This window comes from Comamonas sp. FUJ_7 (assembly GCF_057369555.1).
Genome location: NZ_JBXXZI010000003.1, coordinates 337006 through 352146 on the forward strand (window position 1 = coordinate 337006; position 15141 = coordinate 352146).

At 52.8% G+C, this 15141-nt stretch carries 12 protein-coding genes and 2 pseudogenes; 5 read left to right on the top strand and 9 right to left on the bottom strand.

What is annotated here, in order from left to right; all coding sequences use genetic code 11:
• Nucleotides 1-105: 105 nt before the first annotated feature.
• The 9 genes and pseudogenes from AC2I9W_RS07030 to argB all read right to left on the bottom strand — a co-directional run.
• Nucleotides 106-2385, bottom strand: a pseudogene (locus AC2I9W_RS07030) (3-hydroxyacyl-CoA dehydrogenase/enoyl-CoA hydratase family protein); the annotation flags it as partial.
• Between the two features lie 93 nt (nt 2386-2478).
• Nucleotides 2479-2592: pseudogene (locus tag AC2I9W_RS07035) on the bottom strand (3-hydroxyacyl-CoA dehydrogenase NAD-binding domain-containing protein); the annotation flags it as partial.
• Between the two features lie 144 nt (nt 2593-2736).
• Nucleotides 2737-3180 carry a DUF2147 domain-containing protein gene (locus AC2I9W_RS07040; RefSeq protein ID WP_486409285.1) on the bottom strand — a complete coding sequence of 148 codons (444 nt, stop codon included), beginning with the start codon at nt 3178-3180 and terminating at the stop codon, nt 2737-2739.
• Nucleotides 3181-3267: 87 nt separating this feature from the next.
• Nucleotides 3268-5064, bottom strand: coding sequence for an acyl-CoA dehydrogenase C-terminal domain-containing protein (locus AC2I9W_RS07045; protein ID WP_486409286.1), 1797 nt, complete (start codon nt 5062-5064; stop codon nt 3268-3270).
• 75 nt (nt 5065-5139) lie between these two features.
• Nucleotides 5140-5949, bottom strand: coding sequence for a TetR/AcrR family transcriptional regulator (locus AC2I9W_RS07050; RefSeq protein WP_486409287.1), 810 nt, complete (start codon nt 5947-5949; stop codon nt 5140-5142).
• A gap of 167 nt (nt 5950-6116) precedes the next feature.
• Nucleotides 6117-6812: a nucleoid occlusion factor SlmA gene (gene slmA, locus AC2I9W_RS07055; RefSeq protein WP_158393714.1), complete on the bottom strand. Its 696-nt coding sequence runs from the start codon at nt 6810-6812 to the stop codon at nt 6117-6119.
• Between the two features lie 176 nt (nt 6813-6988).
• Nucleotides 6989-8488 (bottom strand): ATP-binding protein, encoded by a 1500-nt coding sequence (locus tag AC2I9W_RS07060; RefSeq protein WP_486409288.1) that lies wholly within the window; start codon nt 8486-8488, stop codon nt 6989-6991.
• Nucleotides 8489-8617: 129 nt separating this feature from the next.
• Entirely contained in the window at nt 8618-9337 is a 720-nt protein-coding gene (locus AC2I9W_RS07065) for a response regulator transcription factor (RefSeq protein ID WP_486409289.1), read from the bottom strand.
• Nucleotides 9338-9494: 157 nt separating this feature from the next.
• Nucleotides 9495-10385, bottom strand: coding sequence for an acetylglutamate kinase (argB, locus tag AC2I9W_RS07070; RefSeq protein WP_486409290.1), 891 nt, complete (start codon nt 10383-10385; stop codon nt 9495-9497).
• A gap of 103 nt (nt 10386-10488) precedes the next feature.
• On the opposite strand from argB, the gene AC2I9W_RS07075 reads away from it, so the two are divergent.
• The 5 genes from AC2I9W_RS07075 to AC2I9W_RS07095 all read left to right on the top strand — a co-directional run.
• The gene (locus AC2I9W_RS07075; protein ID WP_486409291.1) at nt 10489-11598 is read left to right on the top strand and encodes an MraY family glycosyltransferase; all 1110 of its coding nucleotides are present in this window, start codon (nt 10489-10491) and stop codon (nt 11596-11598) included.
• Nucleotides 11580-12725 (top strand): glycosyltransferase family 4 protein, encoded by a 1146-nt coding sequence (locus AC2I9W_RS07080; RefSeq protein WP_486409292.1) that lies wholly within the window; start codon nt 11580-11582, stop codon nt 12723-12725. The genes AC2I9W_RS07075 and AC2I9W_RS07080 overlap by 19 nt, the downstream gene beginning before the upstream one ends.
• A gap of 1 nt (nt 12726) precedes the next feature.
• Entirely contained in the window at nt 12727-13596 is an 870-nt protein-coding gene (locus tag AC2I9W_RS07085) for a glycosyltransferase family protein (RefSeq protein ID WP_486409293.1), read from the top strand.
• A complete protein-coding gene (locus AC2I9W_RS07090) occupies nt 13563-14744 on the top strand; it encodes an EpsG family protein (protein ID WP_486409294.1) in 1182 nt (393 codons plus the stop codon). The genes AC2I9W_RS07085 and AC2I9W_RS07090 overlap by 34 nt, the downstream gene beginning before the upstream one ends.
• Nucleotides 14745-14847: 103 nt before the next feature.
• Nucleotides 14848-15141 (top strand): transposase (locus AC2I9W_RS07095; protein WP_486409295.1); only part of this gene is annotated, 294 nt, incomplete at its 3' end.

The following is a 15141-nucleotide window of genomic DNA, read 5'->3' on the forward strand; positions in this document are numbered from 1 at the left end:
GCGCATACCAGCAGCCAGCAAGCAAGGGCCGCCCCGCAGCGAGGCTGGCGTCCCCTTCCCGCGAAGCGAGAGAAGGGGAAGGCGCGCAGCGACTCAGGGGTTGCATCAGTTTCTGACCGGTTTGCCAGTGTTGAGCATTCCGAGAATGCGCTCGTGCGTTTTCGGGTGGGCAATCAAATGACAGAAGGCCTGGCGCTCCAGCTTCATTAGATAAGCCTCATCCACCAGCGTGCCCGCATCCACATCGCCGCCGCACACCACATTGGCGATCAGGCCCGCAATATGCTGGTCGAACTCGCTGATGAAGCCGCCGTCGCGCATATTGACCAGCGAGCCCTTGATCGTGGCCTGGCCGCTGCGCCCCGCCACGGGGAAGCTGCGCTTGTGCGGCGCACGCCAGCCGCTGGCCGCCATGGCCTTGGCCTCGTTGATGGCGACAAACAGCACCTCGTCCTTGTGGGCCACGACGATGTCGCTGTCCAGCAGATAGCCGAGCTTGCGCGACTCCAGCGCGCTGGTACCCACCTTGGCCATGGCCGCGGCCGTGAAGCCTTCGGTCAGGAAGGGCAGCAAATCCTTGCCGGTGCTGGTGGCAGCATTTTCGGCAGCACGGCGCGCGATATAGGTCAGGCCACCGGCGCCAGGAATCAGGCCCACGCCCACTTCCACCAGACCGATGTAGCTTTCCATATGCGCCACGCGACGCGCGGAATACACCGCCATCTCGCAGCCACCGCCCAGCGCCAGACCATGAATGGCCGACACCACGGGCACTTGCGCATAGCGCAGGCGCAGCATCAGATTCTGAAGCTCCTGCTCGATGCTCTCGATGGCGTCCGCTCCACCGATCACAAAGGCAGGCATGGTGGCCTCCAGGTCCGCGCCCACGCTGAAGGGCGCATCGCCGGACCAGATGACCATGCCATCGAAGTCGCTCTCTGCCGTATCCACCGCCTCCATCAGACCTTCCATGACTTCGGGGCTGATGGCATGCATCTTGTTCTTGATGCTGGCGATCAAGATCTTGCCATCGAGCGTCCAGGTACGCAGCGCCTTGGATTCTGCAATCGTCGTGCCAGCGGTCTGCCAGTCGGGCAGATTGGTTTCGCCCAGCAGTTTTTCGGGGAACAGCTGACGCTCGTACACGGGCAGCACACGGCGCGGCACAAACTTGTTTTGTGATGCGCTCCACGAGCCATTGGCCGTGTGCACGCCACCGGCTTCGGCCACAGGGCCTTCAAACACCCATTGCGGCAGCGGCGCCTTGCACAGCGCCTTGCCGGCATCAATGTCTTCCTGAACCATCTTGGCCACTTCCAGCCAGCCAGCGTCCTGCCACAGTTCGAACGGGCCTTGCTGCATGCCGTAACCCCAGCGCATGGCCTGATCCACATCGCGGGCGCAGTCGGCAATATGTTCAAGGTGTACGGCTGCGTAGTGGAAGCTGTCGCGCAAAATGGCCCAGAGGAACTGGCCCTCCTTGCCTTCGGCATTGCGCAGCAGTTTCAGGCGCTCGGCCGCAGGCTTTTTGAGCATGCGGCCATACACCGCATCAGCCTTGCCGCCTGCGGGAATGTAATCCTCACTATCCAGCTCGAACTGCATGGTTTCACGGCCTACGCGCTTATAAAAGCCCTGCTTGGTCTTCTGGCCCAGAAAGCCCAGATCCAGCAGCTTTTGCAGCACCTTGGGCGTGCCGAAGTTGCCGTAGAACGGATCGCTCTGCTCGTTCAGGTTCTCCTGCATGGTCTTGATGACGTGTGCCATGGTGTCCAGGCCCACCACATCCGCCGTGCGAAAGGTGCCGCTGGACGCGCGGCCCAGTTTCTTGCCCGTGAGGTCATCGACCACGTCAAAGCTCAGGCCAAAGTTTTCGGCCTGCTTCATGGTGGACAGCATGCCGGCAATGCCGATGCGGTTGGCAATGAAGTTGGGCGTGTCATGCGCGCGCACCACCCCCTTGCCCAGCGTGGTCGTCACAAAGGCTTCGAGCTGGTCCAGCACTTCGGGCTGGGTGGTGGGCGTATTGATCAGCTCCACCAACTGCATATAGCGCGGCGGGTTGAAGAAGTGAATGCCGCAAAAACGGGGCTTGATGGCATCGGGCAGCGCTTCGGACAGCTTGGTGATGGACAGGCCCGAGGTGTTCGACGCCACCAGCGCATGCTTGGCGACAAACGGCGCGATCTTGTGATACAGGTCCAGCTTCCAGTCCATGCGCTCTGCAATGGCCTCGATGACCAGATCGCAGCCCTTGAGCAGCTTCATATGCTCTTCGTAGTTGGCTGGCTGGATCAGCTCCACATCGTCGGCCACGCCGATGGGCGAAGGCTTGAGCTTTTTCAGATTGGCAATCGCTTTTTCAGCGATGGCGCTCTTGCTGCCTGCGCTACCGCCGGGCCGTCCCAAGGTGGAGCCGGCCCCCTCGGGGGGCAGCGAACCACGCTCTGCGGGGAGCGTGGGGGCCTGAAGGTTATCGGGCAGGTCAAACAAAATGACCGGCACCTTGACATTGACCAGATGAGCGGCAATCTGCGCCCCCATCACGCCTGCGCCCAGCACGGCGACTTTTTTCACATTGAATCGGGACATGTTTGCATTCATTCCAATTATTCAAAATGCGCACAGCGCATGAAACTGACGCACTCCAGCCCAGGGACACCGCGCAAGGGCCGCCCCGCAGCAAGGCTGTCGTCCCCCTTCCAGGGGGAAGGCGCGCAGCGACTCAGGGGGTATTCAATTCACCCGAATCCAGGTCTGCGTGCGGCCGAACGGGCCTATGGAGCCGCGCACTTCCAGCTTCTTGCCGTCTTCCACCGGCGTCAGGCGCACGGCATAGGTCTTGCCGTTTTCGGGGTCGAGAATCCTGCCGCCCTCCCAGACCTCCTTGCCTTCGACTTTTTTGACGCCGCTGATCAGCGTCATGCCCACCACGGGCTTGTCTTTCAGCTCATCCTTGCACGCGGTGCACAGCGCATTTGGGTCCGCGCCCTTACGCAGCAGGGCCTCGACCTTGCCCGTGATCACGCCATCGGCCTCGGTGATCCTCACCTGAGCCTTGGGCGTGTTTTCCTTCTCGTCCATGCTGCGCCAGGTGCCCACGGGCGACATCTGCGCCCAGGCTGCCGACATGCCTTCCGCTATCAATACAAGAGCTGCTACCGCTTTGATCTTCTTCATTTCCGAGTCCTTTATATTCAAAACAAGGGATGAATCAGCGCATGCAGCTACTCTTTCAATAGCAATACAGCATGCGCCTGCGCAGCATCAGGCCAGGGCCGCGTCGCTGTCCATCAGGGACTGGCTACCGGCACGCGCGGTGCGCATCAGCGTCAGCGTCTCGGGGAACAGCTTGGCAAAGTAAAAGCGCGCGGTCTGCAGCTTGCCCTGATAGAAGGCATCGGCGTTGCCCGCGTCTATTTCACGCAGCGCCACCTGGGCCATGCGGGCAAACAGGTAGCCAAAGACGAGGTGGCCGGCCACGCGCAGATAGTCCACGGCGGCTGCGCCCACCTCGTCGGGGTTTTGCATGCCCTTGAAGCCGATCTCGGTGGTGAACTTGGTCATCTGCTCGCCCAGCATGGCAATGGGCGTGATGAACTCGCTCATCTTCTCGTTGACGCCCTCTTCCTCCACCAGCTGAGCAATCAGCTTGCCGAATTTCTTGAGCGTCGCGCCCTGGTTGCCCAGGACCTTGCGGCCCAGCAGATCCAGCGCCTGGATGCCGTTCGTGCCTTCATAGATCATGTTGATGCGCGCATCGCGCACAAACTGCTCCATGCCCCATTCCTTGATGAAACCGTGGCCGCCAAAAACCTGCTGGCTCAGCGTCGTCGCCGTCCAGCCGTTGTCGGTGATGAAGGCCTTGACGATGGGCGTCAGCAATGCCACCAGCTCGCCGCTGTCCTTGCGCACCTTCTCATCAGGGTGGTGTAGCTCCTTGTCCAGCAGCAGGCCGCAGAAGGTGGACAACGCGCGGCCGCCTTCGGCATAGGCCTTGGCCGTGAGCAGCATGCGGCGCACATCGGGGTGAACGATGATGGGGTCGGCCGGTTGGTCCTTGGCCTTCACGCCCGACAGGCTGCGCATCTGCAGTCTGTCCTTGGCATAGGCCAGCGCATTCTGGTAGGCCACTTCGGTCAGCCCCAGTGACTGGTTGCCCACGCCCAGGCGGGCCGCGTTCATCATCACGAACATGGCCTGCAGACCTTTGTTGGGCTCACCCACCAGGGTACCGATGGCGCCATCGATATTGATCTGGGCCGTGGCATTGCCGTGAATGCCCATCTTGTGCTCCAGCGCACCGCAGAAGATAGGGTTGCGCTCGCCAAGCGTTCCATCGGCATTGACCTTGAACTTGGGCACGACGAACAGGCTAATGCCCTTGGAACCGACGGGCGCATCGGGCAGACGCGCCAGCACCAGATGCACGATGTTGCTGGTGAAGTCATGCTCGCCGGCCGAGATGAAGATCTTGTTGCCGGTGATCTTGTACGTGCCATCGGCCTGAGGTTCGGCCTTGGTGCGCAGCAGGCCCAGGTCGGTGCCGCAATGGGGCTCGGTCAGGCACATGGTGCCGGTCCACTCGCCGCTGGTCAGCTTGCCCAGATAGATCTTTTTCTGCTCGGGCGTGCCATAGGCATGCAGGGCCTCATAGGCACCATGAGACAGGCCGGGGTACATGGTCCAGGCCTGGTTGGCGCTGTTGAGCATTTCATACAGCGCTGAGTTCAATACAAACGGCAGACCTTGACCACCATATTCGGGATCGCAGGACAGAGCGGGCCAGCCGCCTTCGACAAACTGCGCATAGGCTTGCTTGAAGCCCTTGGGCGTGGTGACCTCGTGGGTCTCCTTGTTCAGCGTGCAGCCCTCTTCATCGCCGGAGATATTCAAAGGAAACGCGACATTGGCTGCAAATTTCCCCGCCTCTTCGATCACCGCATTGATAGTGTCCGCATCGACCTCCGCATACTTGGGAATCTGCTGATAGGTCTCGGTAACCTTGAAGACCTCGTGCATGAGGAATTGCATATCACGCAGTGGCGGGTTGTAGCTGGGCATGGGTCGTCTCCTGTGATGGTTGCGTTGATCGAAGTGATGAATATCTCTAACGCTTGCCTTGTGCCTTGTGCTTTGTCAGGCAGCAGGCGGCGCACTGGCGTAGCGCGCCAGAATATTGTTGAAGCCAGCATGGGCGCGCTCTATCGAGCCTTCGCTGTGCAAAAAGCGCGCCTCGTAGTGCAGGGCCAGGATCAGGCCGTGAATCTCGAACAGCAGCTGGCTGGGGTCAGCATCGGCACGCAGGTCGCCGCACTCCTGACTCTGCTCTATGGTGCGGCGCATGGCTGCCAGCCAGGTGCTGACAGATTCGGCCAGCGCATCGCGCACCGGGCCAGTGCGGTCATCAAACTCCACCGCCCCGCTGATATAGATGCAGCCGGAGTCAATCTCCATGGAGGTGCGCTTCATCCAGTTGCCAAACAGCTCGCGCAGACGCGGAATACCGCGTGGCGCATCCAGTGCTGGATAAAAGACTTCCTGCTCGAAGCGATCGTGGTATTCGTGAACGACGGAGATTTGCAGCTCCTCACGCGAGCCGAAATGGGCAAACACGCCCGATTTGCTCATGCCCGTGAGCTCGGCAATCGCTCCGATGGACAGACCTTCCAAACCAATGTGAGTAGCCAAATTGAGAGCAGCCTCCACAATCGTGGCCTTGGTTTGCTGACCTTTTGCCAGCGTGCGGCCCAGCGGCTTGGACAGAGCCACAGCACTGGGGCTAACCGCAGCTTGCGCAGCCTCTTGTGGCTTGCGAGACTTGGCAACGCCCTTTGCCGAGTCTTGGCGCACTCCCGTCTGACCCCGCTGCGCGGGGCGGCCTCCTGCTCGCACAGCATCGCGTACAGCAGAAGAGGTTGAGGAGCGAGAAGCAGCAGACGAAACCATGAAAATCTCAATAAAACGAACGTTCGTTCTATTTTGCACAGTTTCAGCTTGAATGGTGCTCCTTCAAGGGTAAACACTGGGCTCGTAGGCTCATCACCTCATGAAAAAACGCCGCCAGTCGCAAGACTGCGGCGTTTTTCAGATCAGCGTGATTTCAATGCAATGGCTTATGCCACCACCATCATGGCCAAGCTGGCATCCAGATGCTCGGTCGGCAGGCGGCGAAAGCCCGAGCGGGCATAGCGCTGCAGACGGCCCAAGGCAAACGAGGTCAGCACGCTGGCAGCCACCGAAGCTTCTGCCGTAGGGGCCGCCGAGCCCATGGCTCCAGCTGCAGGGCGCAGGCACTGACGCAGTGTGGACTCAATACGGTCAAAGAACTGGTTCATGCGCGTTTGCAGGCGCTCGTGTTCAAACACGATGGCGTCGCCCACCATCACTCGCACCATGCCGGGATTCTTCTCGCCAAACTGCAGCAGCAGCGCAATCACGCGGTTGGCGTTGCGCACGCCTTCGATGGGATCGTGCGGGGCATCGGGCACATCGCGGCCCACAATCTGCTGCACCAGTGTGAAAACCGACTGCTCAATGAATTCGATCAGTCCTTCGAACATCTGCGCCTTGCTGGCGAAGTGGCGGTACAGAGCGGCTTCGCTCACGCTCAGGTGTGCAGCCAAAGCCGCTGTGGTGATGCGATCTGCACCGGGCTTCTCCAGCATAGATGCCAAGGCTTGCAGGATTTGCTCGCGACGCTCACCGGGCTTGGGCCGCTTGCGCGCTGGCGCCATGGCTGGAGTGACAGAGCTGTCCTCCGCAGGATTTTCAATATTGGAAACAGGCGACAGGACTTCAGACTCAGACATAGGCGACTCAGTATTTATTAGCAATTTTCTCACAGCCAGTTGCACTGTTAAGCACACGACTATCCTTATCGGCAGGTGCCAGGCACGCCAAACTCTGCTTAATACTGCTGAGTTTGCAGTCTCCGTCCTGAACTTTTAACCTCCGCTCTCACCAACGCACGAGCGTAACCGAGAAATCAGGCCTTGCGCGCTTCAGATACACCATGGCTGCCTTCTGAAACGGATTGAACCGGTATTTCCAGCCGGACTAATAAGCCGCGGCCAAAACTTCCCTCTGTAAAACTCAATACACCTTGGTGTAATTGCGTTATTTCATCTGCAATGGCCAACCCCAAGCCCGTGCCTTCTTCCACAACTCCCTGCGCCCGATAAAAGCGCTGGGTAATCTGGCTACGCTCCTCAGGCGGAACACCAGGGCCGTCATCGTCCACTTCAATAAAGGCCCATTGCTGCACTCCAGGCATTTGCAACAAGCTGGCATCCTCTGTGCCCAAAGGCTGGGGACGCAAGCCGCAGCGCAGCGTGACGCTGCCGTGGCCCGGCGTGTACTTGATCGCGTTCTCCACCAAATTGGAGACCAGTTCACGCAGCAACCAGCTGTGACCCCACACGGAAGCCGGCTCTACCTCCAGCCCAAAATCCAGCTCCTTGCTGGAAGCACGGTCGATGAAGTTCTCCAACATGCTCTCGCAAAGCTCTTTGAGATCCACTTCCTGCAATGGCTGAACCTCGGCATTGCGTGCATCCGCGCGCGACAATGCCAGTAGCTGGCGTGCCAGCTGAGACGTTCGCCTTGTGGCATCGCGCAGATGCTCAATCTGCTCCACGGTCAATACCACCTGAGCCGGCTCCCCTGTGCGCTTGGCAAGCCGGCGGGCTTCCTGACCGCTCAAAGCCCAAGCCTCCACTTGAGTCTGCAAGGCAGCCAGCGGCGTGCGCAGCTGATGGGCCGCATCGGCCACAAAGCGGCGCTGACCTTCGGCCTGCGCATTGACTAAGGAGAACAGTCGATTGAGCGAGCGCACCAGCGGACGCACTTCAGCCGGCGAGGTCTGCTCATCAATCGGGCTGAGATCGCGCGGCGAGCGGCGCTCCACCGCCTGGGTCAGCTTGTGCAGCGGCTTGAAGGCCCGGCTCACCGACCAGTAGATCGCCACCGCCGCACCGGCGATCAGCAAAAGATTGGGCAGCAAGACATGCATGAGCAGCTGACGCACCCATTGCTGGCGCACGTCCGAACTGTCGGCCAGCATGACCACCATCTCGCCAGCGCCATAGGTTTCAGTCTTGAGTACGGCAACGCGATAAGTCACCCCGTCATGCTCCTGGCTGTGGAACTCGGCCGTTCCGGTCGCCGGCACGTCAAAGTTGATCCAGGCATCGCCAGCCACCACATTGCCCTGCAGGTCGCCAATGGCATACCCGGCTTCATCGCCCTGATTGCGCAAAAACTCTTCGACGCTGGGAGTCAGCGACACCAGCGGAGGCGTGCCATCGGCAATGGAAGGAGCAAGCACCGAGTCGGCCAGTGCAGGCAGCAGGCGCAACAAACGCTGGTCGTGCTGGGTGGAGGCCTCGTCCGCGGCGCTATAGCTAAACCAGCCTCCCATTGCCGCCAAAAGCATCAACGGCACCAAAAGCAAAACCAGCAGGCGAAAGCGCAGATTCGCGGTCATTAATATTTACTTAATCAATAGAGTGAACTCTATTTTTATAGCTTACTCCGCACGCCTAATAAGAGATTCTTCTATATGAATAGCTGAAAATCATATAAATAAAGCGCAAGCAGCTATCAGTTTTGAAAATCACTGAGCTTCCGGCATCAACTCAAGTCGATAACCAAATCCACGAATCGAGCGCAATGCCACACCATGAGGCTCCAGTTTGCTGCGCAGTCGGGACACATAAACTTCCACCGCATTGGGAGTGATTTCACGATCCCATCCGGTCAGTGCCTGCAGCAGCTTTTCCTTGCTGGCGGGTTTGGGCGCATTGAGCAGCAGATACTCCAGCACCGTCCATTCACGCGGCCCCAGATCAATAGGCAGCAACTTGCCTTCCGCTTCGCCTTGCTGCGGCAGCTGGCGCGCACCGGCTCGGCGACCGGCCGTATCCAGCTCAATGCAGCCAAAGTTCAATACCGCCGAAGTCGCGGCTTGCGAGCGCCGCATCAAGGCACGCAGACGCGCCAGCAACTCTGGCAGCTCAAAAGGCTTGACCATGTAGTCATCCGCCCCCCAGTCCAGCCCTTGCACACGGTCCTGCAGCGCATCGCGCGCCGTCAGAATCAGCACCGGCATGGCCTTGCTTTCCACATCGCTGCTGCGCAGGCGGCGAGTCAGCTCCAGGCCATTGATGCCCGGCAGGCCGATATCGATCACCGCCACATCAAATGCTTCCTGAGCCAGCACTTCGAGCGCACGCTCCGCACTGCCCACCCAGTCCACCGCATAACCGGCATCGGAAAGACCCAGCTTGATACCGCTGGCCACCATCACATCATCTTCCACCAGAAGCAAACGCATAAAGTCCTACCTTGCTCAAAAACAAAAGCCGCCCAGAAGGCGGCTTGCGGCGGAGTCTTGAGCGCAACTCCGCCCGGAAAAGCCCTGCGGCGATGTTAACGCCTTCTGCGAAAAGTCACTCTGCAAAAGAGTGCCGCTGTCAGGGCCGGACAGCCTATCAATGGCTGCGAATCATCGTGCCATAGGCCTGGTCGGTCAAAATTTCCAGCAGCATGGAATGCGGCACGCGGCCATCAATGATATGCACGGCATTCACACCGGCCTTGGCCGCATCCAGCGCACCAGCGATCTTAGGCAACATACCGCCAGAGATGGTGCCATCCGCAAACAAACCGTCGATTTCGCGCGCGGTCAGATCCGTCAAAAGCTGACCAGCTTTGTCCAGGACACCGGGAGTGTTGGTCAAAAGCACCAGTTTTTCAGCTTGCAACACAGTGGCCAGCTTGCTTGCCACCACGTCGGCATTGATGTTGTAGCTCTCGTTTTCCTCACCAAAGCCAATGGGGCTGATTACAGGAATGAATGCATCTTCCTGCAGCGCCTTCACCACGCTGGGATCAATGGCCACGATATCGCCAACCTGCCCCACGTCGTGCTCAATGTTCGGGTCCTTGTTATCCAGCATCTTGAGCTTCTTGGCACGGATCAAGCCCCCATCACGCCCCGTCAGCCCCACAGCCTTGCCGCCGGCTTGGTGAATCAAGCCCACGATGTCCTGCTGCACTTCGCCAGCAAGCACCCACTCCACCACTTCCATGGTCTCTTCATCCGTGACACGCATGCCCTGAATGAACTCGCCCTTCTTGCCCAGACGCCCCAGCGCAGCTTCAATCTGAGGCCCACCACCATGAACCACCACAGGGTTGATACCCACAAGCTTGAGCAGCACCACATCTTCCGCAAAGTCGGCCTGCAGGGCAGGATCCGTCATGGCGTTACCGCCATATTTGATGACCATGGTCTTGCCATGGAACTTGCGGATGTAGGGCAACGCCTGAGCGAGGATTTCGGCTTTGTCGCGGGGGGCGATCTGGGTGGTGGTGGTCATAGTTACAAATCTAAAGTTGTCACATGGGACAATGATGTCAAATACAACGACATTGTGCCGCAGGCTTCCGCCCTCCGAGCAGCTACTCCCACATACCTAACGCATGTCTCTGACCTCTTTTACTCCAATTGAGCTATTTCGGTTTGATGCCTTTATTGCCGCACTCACGTCTTTTCTAGTCTGCTTGTTTTTGGTTGGTACTAAAAAGTGGCATGGCGCACTTACCATGGACACGACCGAAGGACTCCAGAAATTTCACACTGCCCCAACACCCAGAATTGCAGGAATTGCTATTGCTGCAGGTGTTTTTGCAGGCTATGCAGCTTCAAGTCACGGAATTGCTGCAGCAGAAAAGAGAGCCATCCTTAGCGGGATTCTTCTCGCAGGAATGCCTGCCTTTCTTTTCGGCTTGCTGGAGGACGTCACCAAAAAAGTCTCGGTCAAAACACGGCTCTTAGCCACCATGGCCTCTGGCGTATTAGGCTGGGGAATTACTGGGGTCTCGGTGACACACGTAGACATACCAGGCTTGGACTGGCTTTTAGGATTCACGGTTATTTCCGTTATCTTCACAGCTTTTGCTGTAGGTGGCGTTGCCAATGCAATCAATATTATTGATGGATTTAATGGTTTAACCGCCGGAGTAGCATTAATCATCCTGGCAGCTTTTGGAATCATTTCCCGGCAAGCTGGTGATATTCCGTTGGCATTCACCTGCTTAATTGTTGCTGGCGCTGTGGCGGGATTCTTTTTGGTGAACTGGCCCAGAGGAAAAATTTTCTTGGGGGACGGTGGTGCTTATTTTCTTGGTTTTACTTTGGCCTGGATTGCCGTGCTTTTGCCAGAGCGCAATGCATCTGTTTCACCATGGACAAGCCTGCTGATTTGTTCTTACCCCATCCTGGAAGTAGCATTTAGCTTTATTCGTAAATCCCTGCGTGATGGGTACCACCCTAGCCAGCCAGACGGCGTTCACTTGCACATGCTAGCTAACCGCCGTTGGGTGAAGAAGCTACTCCCAGAGTCTTCCAAGATAACCCAGAACGGTATGACATCGCCATTTCTGTGGATATACGCAGCTATTCCTTGTACCTTGGCGGTATTTACCTATCAAAGCAAATTACTCACTGCAGTTTCTTTTTTAATAAGCCTTTTCTGCTATCTGGCGTTCTATAGCAAGCTGGCATTTTTTCGATGGATTCCCAAAAAATGAAAATATGCTTAATTGGCACTGTAGCTCAAAGCACATTGAATTTTAGAAAAACCTTTATTGAACTCTTAGTTAGCAAAGGATACGAAACTCATGTTTTTGCAACTGATTATAATGAACTCACAAGAGAAAAAATAATATCTTTAGGAGCAGTACCTGTTGATTACGATTTAAATCGTGGCGGTCTTAATCCATTTCAAGATATTAAAGATACTTTCAATTTAAGAAAAAAAATAATCCAAATAAATCCTGATATTGTTTTCTCTTACTTTTCAAAACCAGTTATTTTTGGAACACTTGCAGCCAAGCTCGCAAAGGTTCCTCGCATTGTAGGAATGCTGGAAGGCTTGGGCTACGCCTTTACCCCCGAACCCCCTCCCAAAAAAGAAAGCTTCAAGAAAAAACTGGTCAGAACAGTACAGATTTTCTTGTACAAAATATCTTTCAGATTTTTGGATAGGATTATTTTCCTTAATCCTGATGACCCCGTTGACCTGCTTGAAAAGCACAAAATTAAAGTCAAAGACGTAAAAATTCTAGGTGGCATTGGCGTTGACCTAGAAAAATTCAAGCCAACCCCACCCTCACTCGATCCCATACGCTTCTTGTTTATTGGCCGCTTGCTGGCTGAAAAAGGGATTTTTGAATTTCTTAAAGCTGCAGAATTTGTCAAAAAACAGCATCCTGAAGTTGAATTTATCGTCTTAGGCACTATTGACAAAGACAATCCTAGCAGCCTCTCTCAAAGCGATCTGGACCACTACAAGCAAGCCAATACCATCATCCACCCCGGCCATGTTGACAATGTGCAAGATTGGATTCAAAAGTCCAGTGTTTTTGTCTTGCCTTCTTACCGGGAAGGAGTACCCTGTAGCGCGCAAGAAGCTATGGCATGTGGGAGAGCAGTGATTACTACAGATGTGCCAGGGTGCAGGGAGACAGTTATATCAAACGAAAATGGATTTAAAATCAGCTCTCCCAACCATAAAGAGCTAGTTGAAAAAATTATTTTTTATATAGAAAATAAAAAATCCATAATATCAATGGGCTCAAAAAGTCGTTCTTTTTGCCTTCAACATTTTGACTCAAGAAAACAGTCACATAAACTATTCGAAATCCTGAAATCATAAAATGAAAATAGGAATCACCATCAATGAAAAATCTTACACCCCTGAAGCCTTTGCATATGAAAAATACTTAAGCAGTCTTGGCCACAAAATTGAACTCGCCCCACCCGAAGATTTTTCAGTCAACAATGATATTAATATTTTTTTCCTTGGAATGAAAACCAAGAAAACATCACCAATTGAGGTACATGAATACCAAAGCCTATCTACACCGCCGCTAGCAAGATATAAAGACTTCATTAAATCAAAAATAAATTGCAAACCAGATGGCAGAATTTTTTTAAACAGTTTTGTAAAAAGCCATTTAAATTTCAAGGACAATATAAATTACATTTACAGAGATATGGGTGTTGATGATATTTTCTTTGAACAACCACCACAAAAAAAAGAATTCGACATAGTTTACTGCGGAAGCTTTCAAAACAGAAAAGGACTTATCGAAAAAATTAACGAACTATCCAATTTAGGATTATCCATCTGTTTAATCGGAAAAATAGAAAATAACACTTACAAACAATTAAAAAACAAAAAAAACATTTACTGCACTGGGAAGATAAAAAGAAATGAGATACCTCAATATTATGCAAAATCTCATTGCGGTCTAAACTACACACCAGACATATATCCATACAATGAACAAACAAGCACTAAAACTCTTGAATATTTAGCCACCGGAATAAATTGCTTAACTAACAAATATAAATGGATTAACCAATTTGAAGAAAAAACAAAAATTAATCTAATAAATATAAATAACGAAAACATAATAGAAGAAATTAGAGTAAAAAACAAAAAAACAATCTCTCGAGAATATTTTGAATGGACTAATGTACTCAAAAGATGCAATCTGGAAAATTTCTTAATCAATCTATAAAGCAAGCGCTTCTTACTCTTTTACTAACGCTTTCTCTGGTAACGGCATTCTTATTTAGACCTTTTATTTCATTATCTCTTTTACTTACTCTAAGCTTCTTATACAAAGATTTTTTCAATAGGATATTATCCCCGATAGCACTTATATTTGTCGCTTTCTTTTACAGCACCATAACTCCTTTTGAAGATTGGATCTTCTATACAGAATACTATTTACTAATAAAAGAACTAGGCCTTCCTGCAATTTTCAACCCAAATTTTGGAGGAGGTGCTGAATTTTTTTACCCTGTGTTTATGTTTATAATCGGAAATATAACTGATTTCAACACATACGCTCTAAGGTTTTTTACATATTTATTTATTTTCTCATTACTTTTACACTGCCTCAAACCAATAGAATATAGATATAAAGTTGCTTTATTTTACATAAGCTCATTAAGCATTACCTGCATGCTAACCTCATCATGGTATATTAGACAGGTAATTTCAGTTCTAATTTTCTACGTAGCTCTTAATAAAAAAACTTCTTTCAAAAACATCCTATTTGCAATTTCCTTATTTTTCCACATTAGCTCCCTCATAAACATATTAATCTATTACATATTCATATTTTTAAAGTCAAAAGAAATCCGCAGAAAGCATAAAATCTTTTTAATTATATTTATCACCCCTCTCGTGTTTCTCTGCATGGACTTCTTACTTACGTACATAGAAAGCCGAACTCATTCTCATCAAAACCTCAATTCATCTCCATTAACCTTTCCAACTCTTCTTATATTATTATCAAATTTAATAATAACAATAGCATCAAATTACCTTTCAAAATCAAATGAAAGATTTACCAAATTATTAACCCTTAAAGAATATTTAGTAATTTTTTCAACATCTCCACTTCCAACAATTCCAATAAGGTTAGGCATGATAGGTTTTGGATTTCCAATACTACTTCTTGTAGAATTTTTCAAGAATTGTAAAAAAAATAAACTAAAAATAACAATCACCATTATATTTTTAATAATTAACTTTATTCCAGGACTTTATCTACTCCAAATGTCTTCCGAAGGACTTAACCCTTTAAACTTTTTAGATGCAAATGCATTTAATATTTCATTTATGGAAATAATGGACTTAAATTTTAATGATATTTAATTTCTCCTGAAAAAATGGTGGATTAAAATCTGAAGTGCTCTCTGATTTCAATAGATGGGCGTTGTTGCAGAAATCGGCGTGTCGAAAGCTCTAGGCTCAAGGCATGAGCCAGGCCAGCAAGCCCCGCTACCGCACCATCAACTGGAAGCAATACAACGCCTCGCTTAAAGCACGAGGTTCATTGACGGTATGGCTGGACAAACGCATGTGCTGGTTTGCAGCTGCCTGCGGCAAACGCGGGCGTAGCCTGAAGTTCTCGGATGCTGCCATCCAGTTTTGCTTGACGCTCAAGAATCTGTTTGGCTTAGCCCTGCGCCAAACGACAGGACTGCTGCAGTCCGTGCTGCAATTGTCGGGGCTTGCTTGGCCAGCCCCTGACTTCAGCACTTTGTGCAGA

Coding starts and splice junctions, on each gene's coding strand:
- AC2I9W_RS07040 (WP_486409285.1), bottom strand. CDS start 3,180: ATGAAGAAGATCAAAGCGGTAGCAGCTCTTGTATTGATAGCGGAAGGC.
- AC2I9W_RS07045 (WP_486409286.1), bottom strand. CDS start 5,064: ATGCCCAGCTACAACCCGCCACTGCGTGATATGCAATTCCTCATGCAC.
- AC2I9W_RS07050 (WP_486409287.1), bottom strand. CDS start 5,949: ATGGTTTCGTCTGCTGCTTCTCGCTCCTCAACCTCTTCTGCTGTACGC.
- slmA (WP_158393714.1), bottom strand. CDS start 6,812: ATGTCTGAGTCTGAAGTCCTGTCGCCTGTTTCCAATATTGAAAATCCT.
- AC2I9W_RS07060 (WP_486409288.1), bottom strand. CDS start 8,488: ATGACCGCGAATCTGCGCTTTCGCCTGCTGGTTTTGCTTTTGGTGCCG.
- AC2I9W_RS07065 (WP_486409289.1), bottom strand. CDS start 9,337: ATGCGTTTGCTTCTGGTGGAAGATGATGTGATGGTGGCCAGCGGTATC.
- argB (WP_486409290.1), bottom strand. CDS start 10,385: ATGACCACCACCACCCAGATCGCCCCCCGCGACAAAGCCGAAATCCTC.
- AC2I9W_RS07075 (WP_486409291.1), top strand. CDS start 10,489: ATGTCTCTGACCTCTTTTACTCCAATTGAGCTATTTCGGTTTGATGCC.
- AC2I9W_RS07080 (WP_486409292.1), top strand. CDS start 11,580: ATGGATTCCCAAAAAATGAAAATATGCTTAATTGGCACTGTAGCTCAA.
- AC2I9W_RS07085 (WP_486409293.1), top strand. CDS start 12,727: ATGAAAATAGGAATCACCATCAATGAAAAATCTTACACCCCTGAAGCC.
- AC2I9W_RS07090 (WP_486409294.1), top strand. CDS start 13,563: ATGCAATCTGGAAAATTTCTTAATCAATCTATAAAGCAAGCGCTTCTT.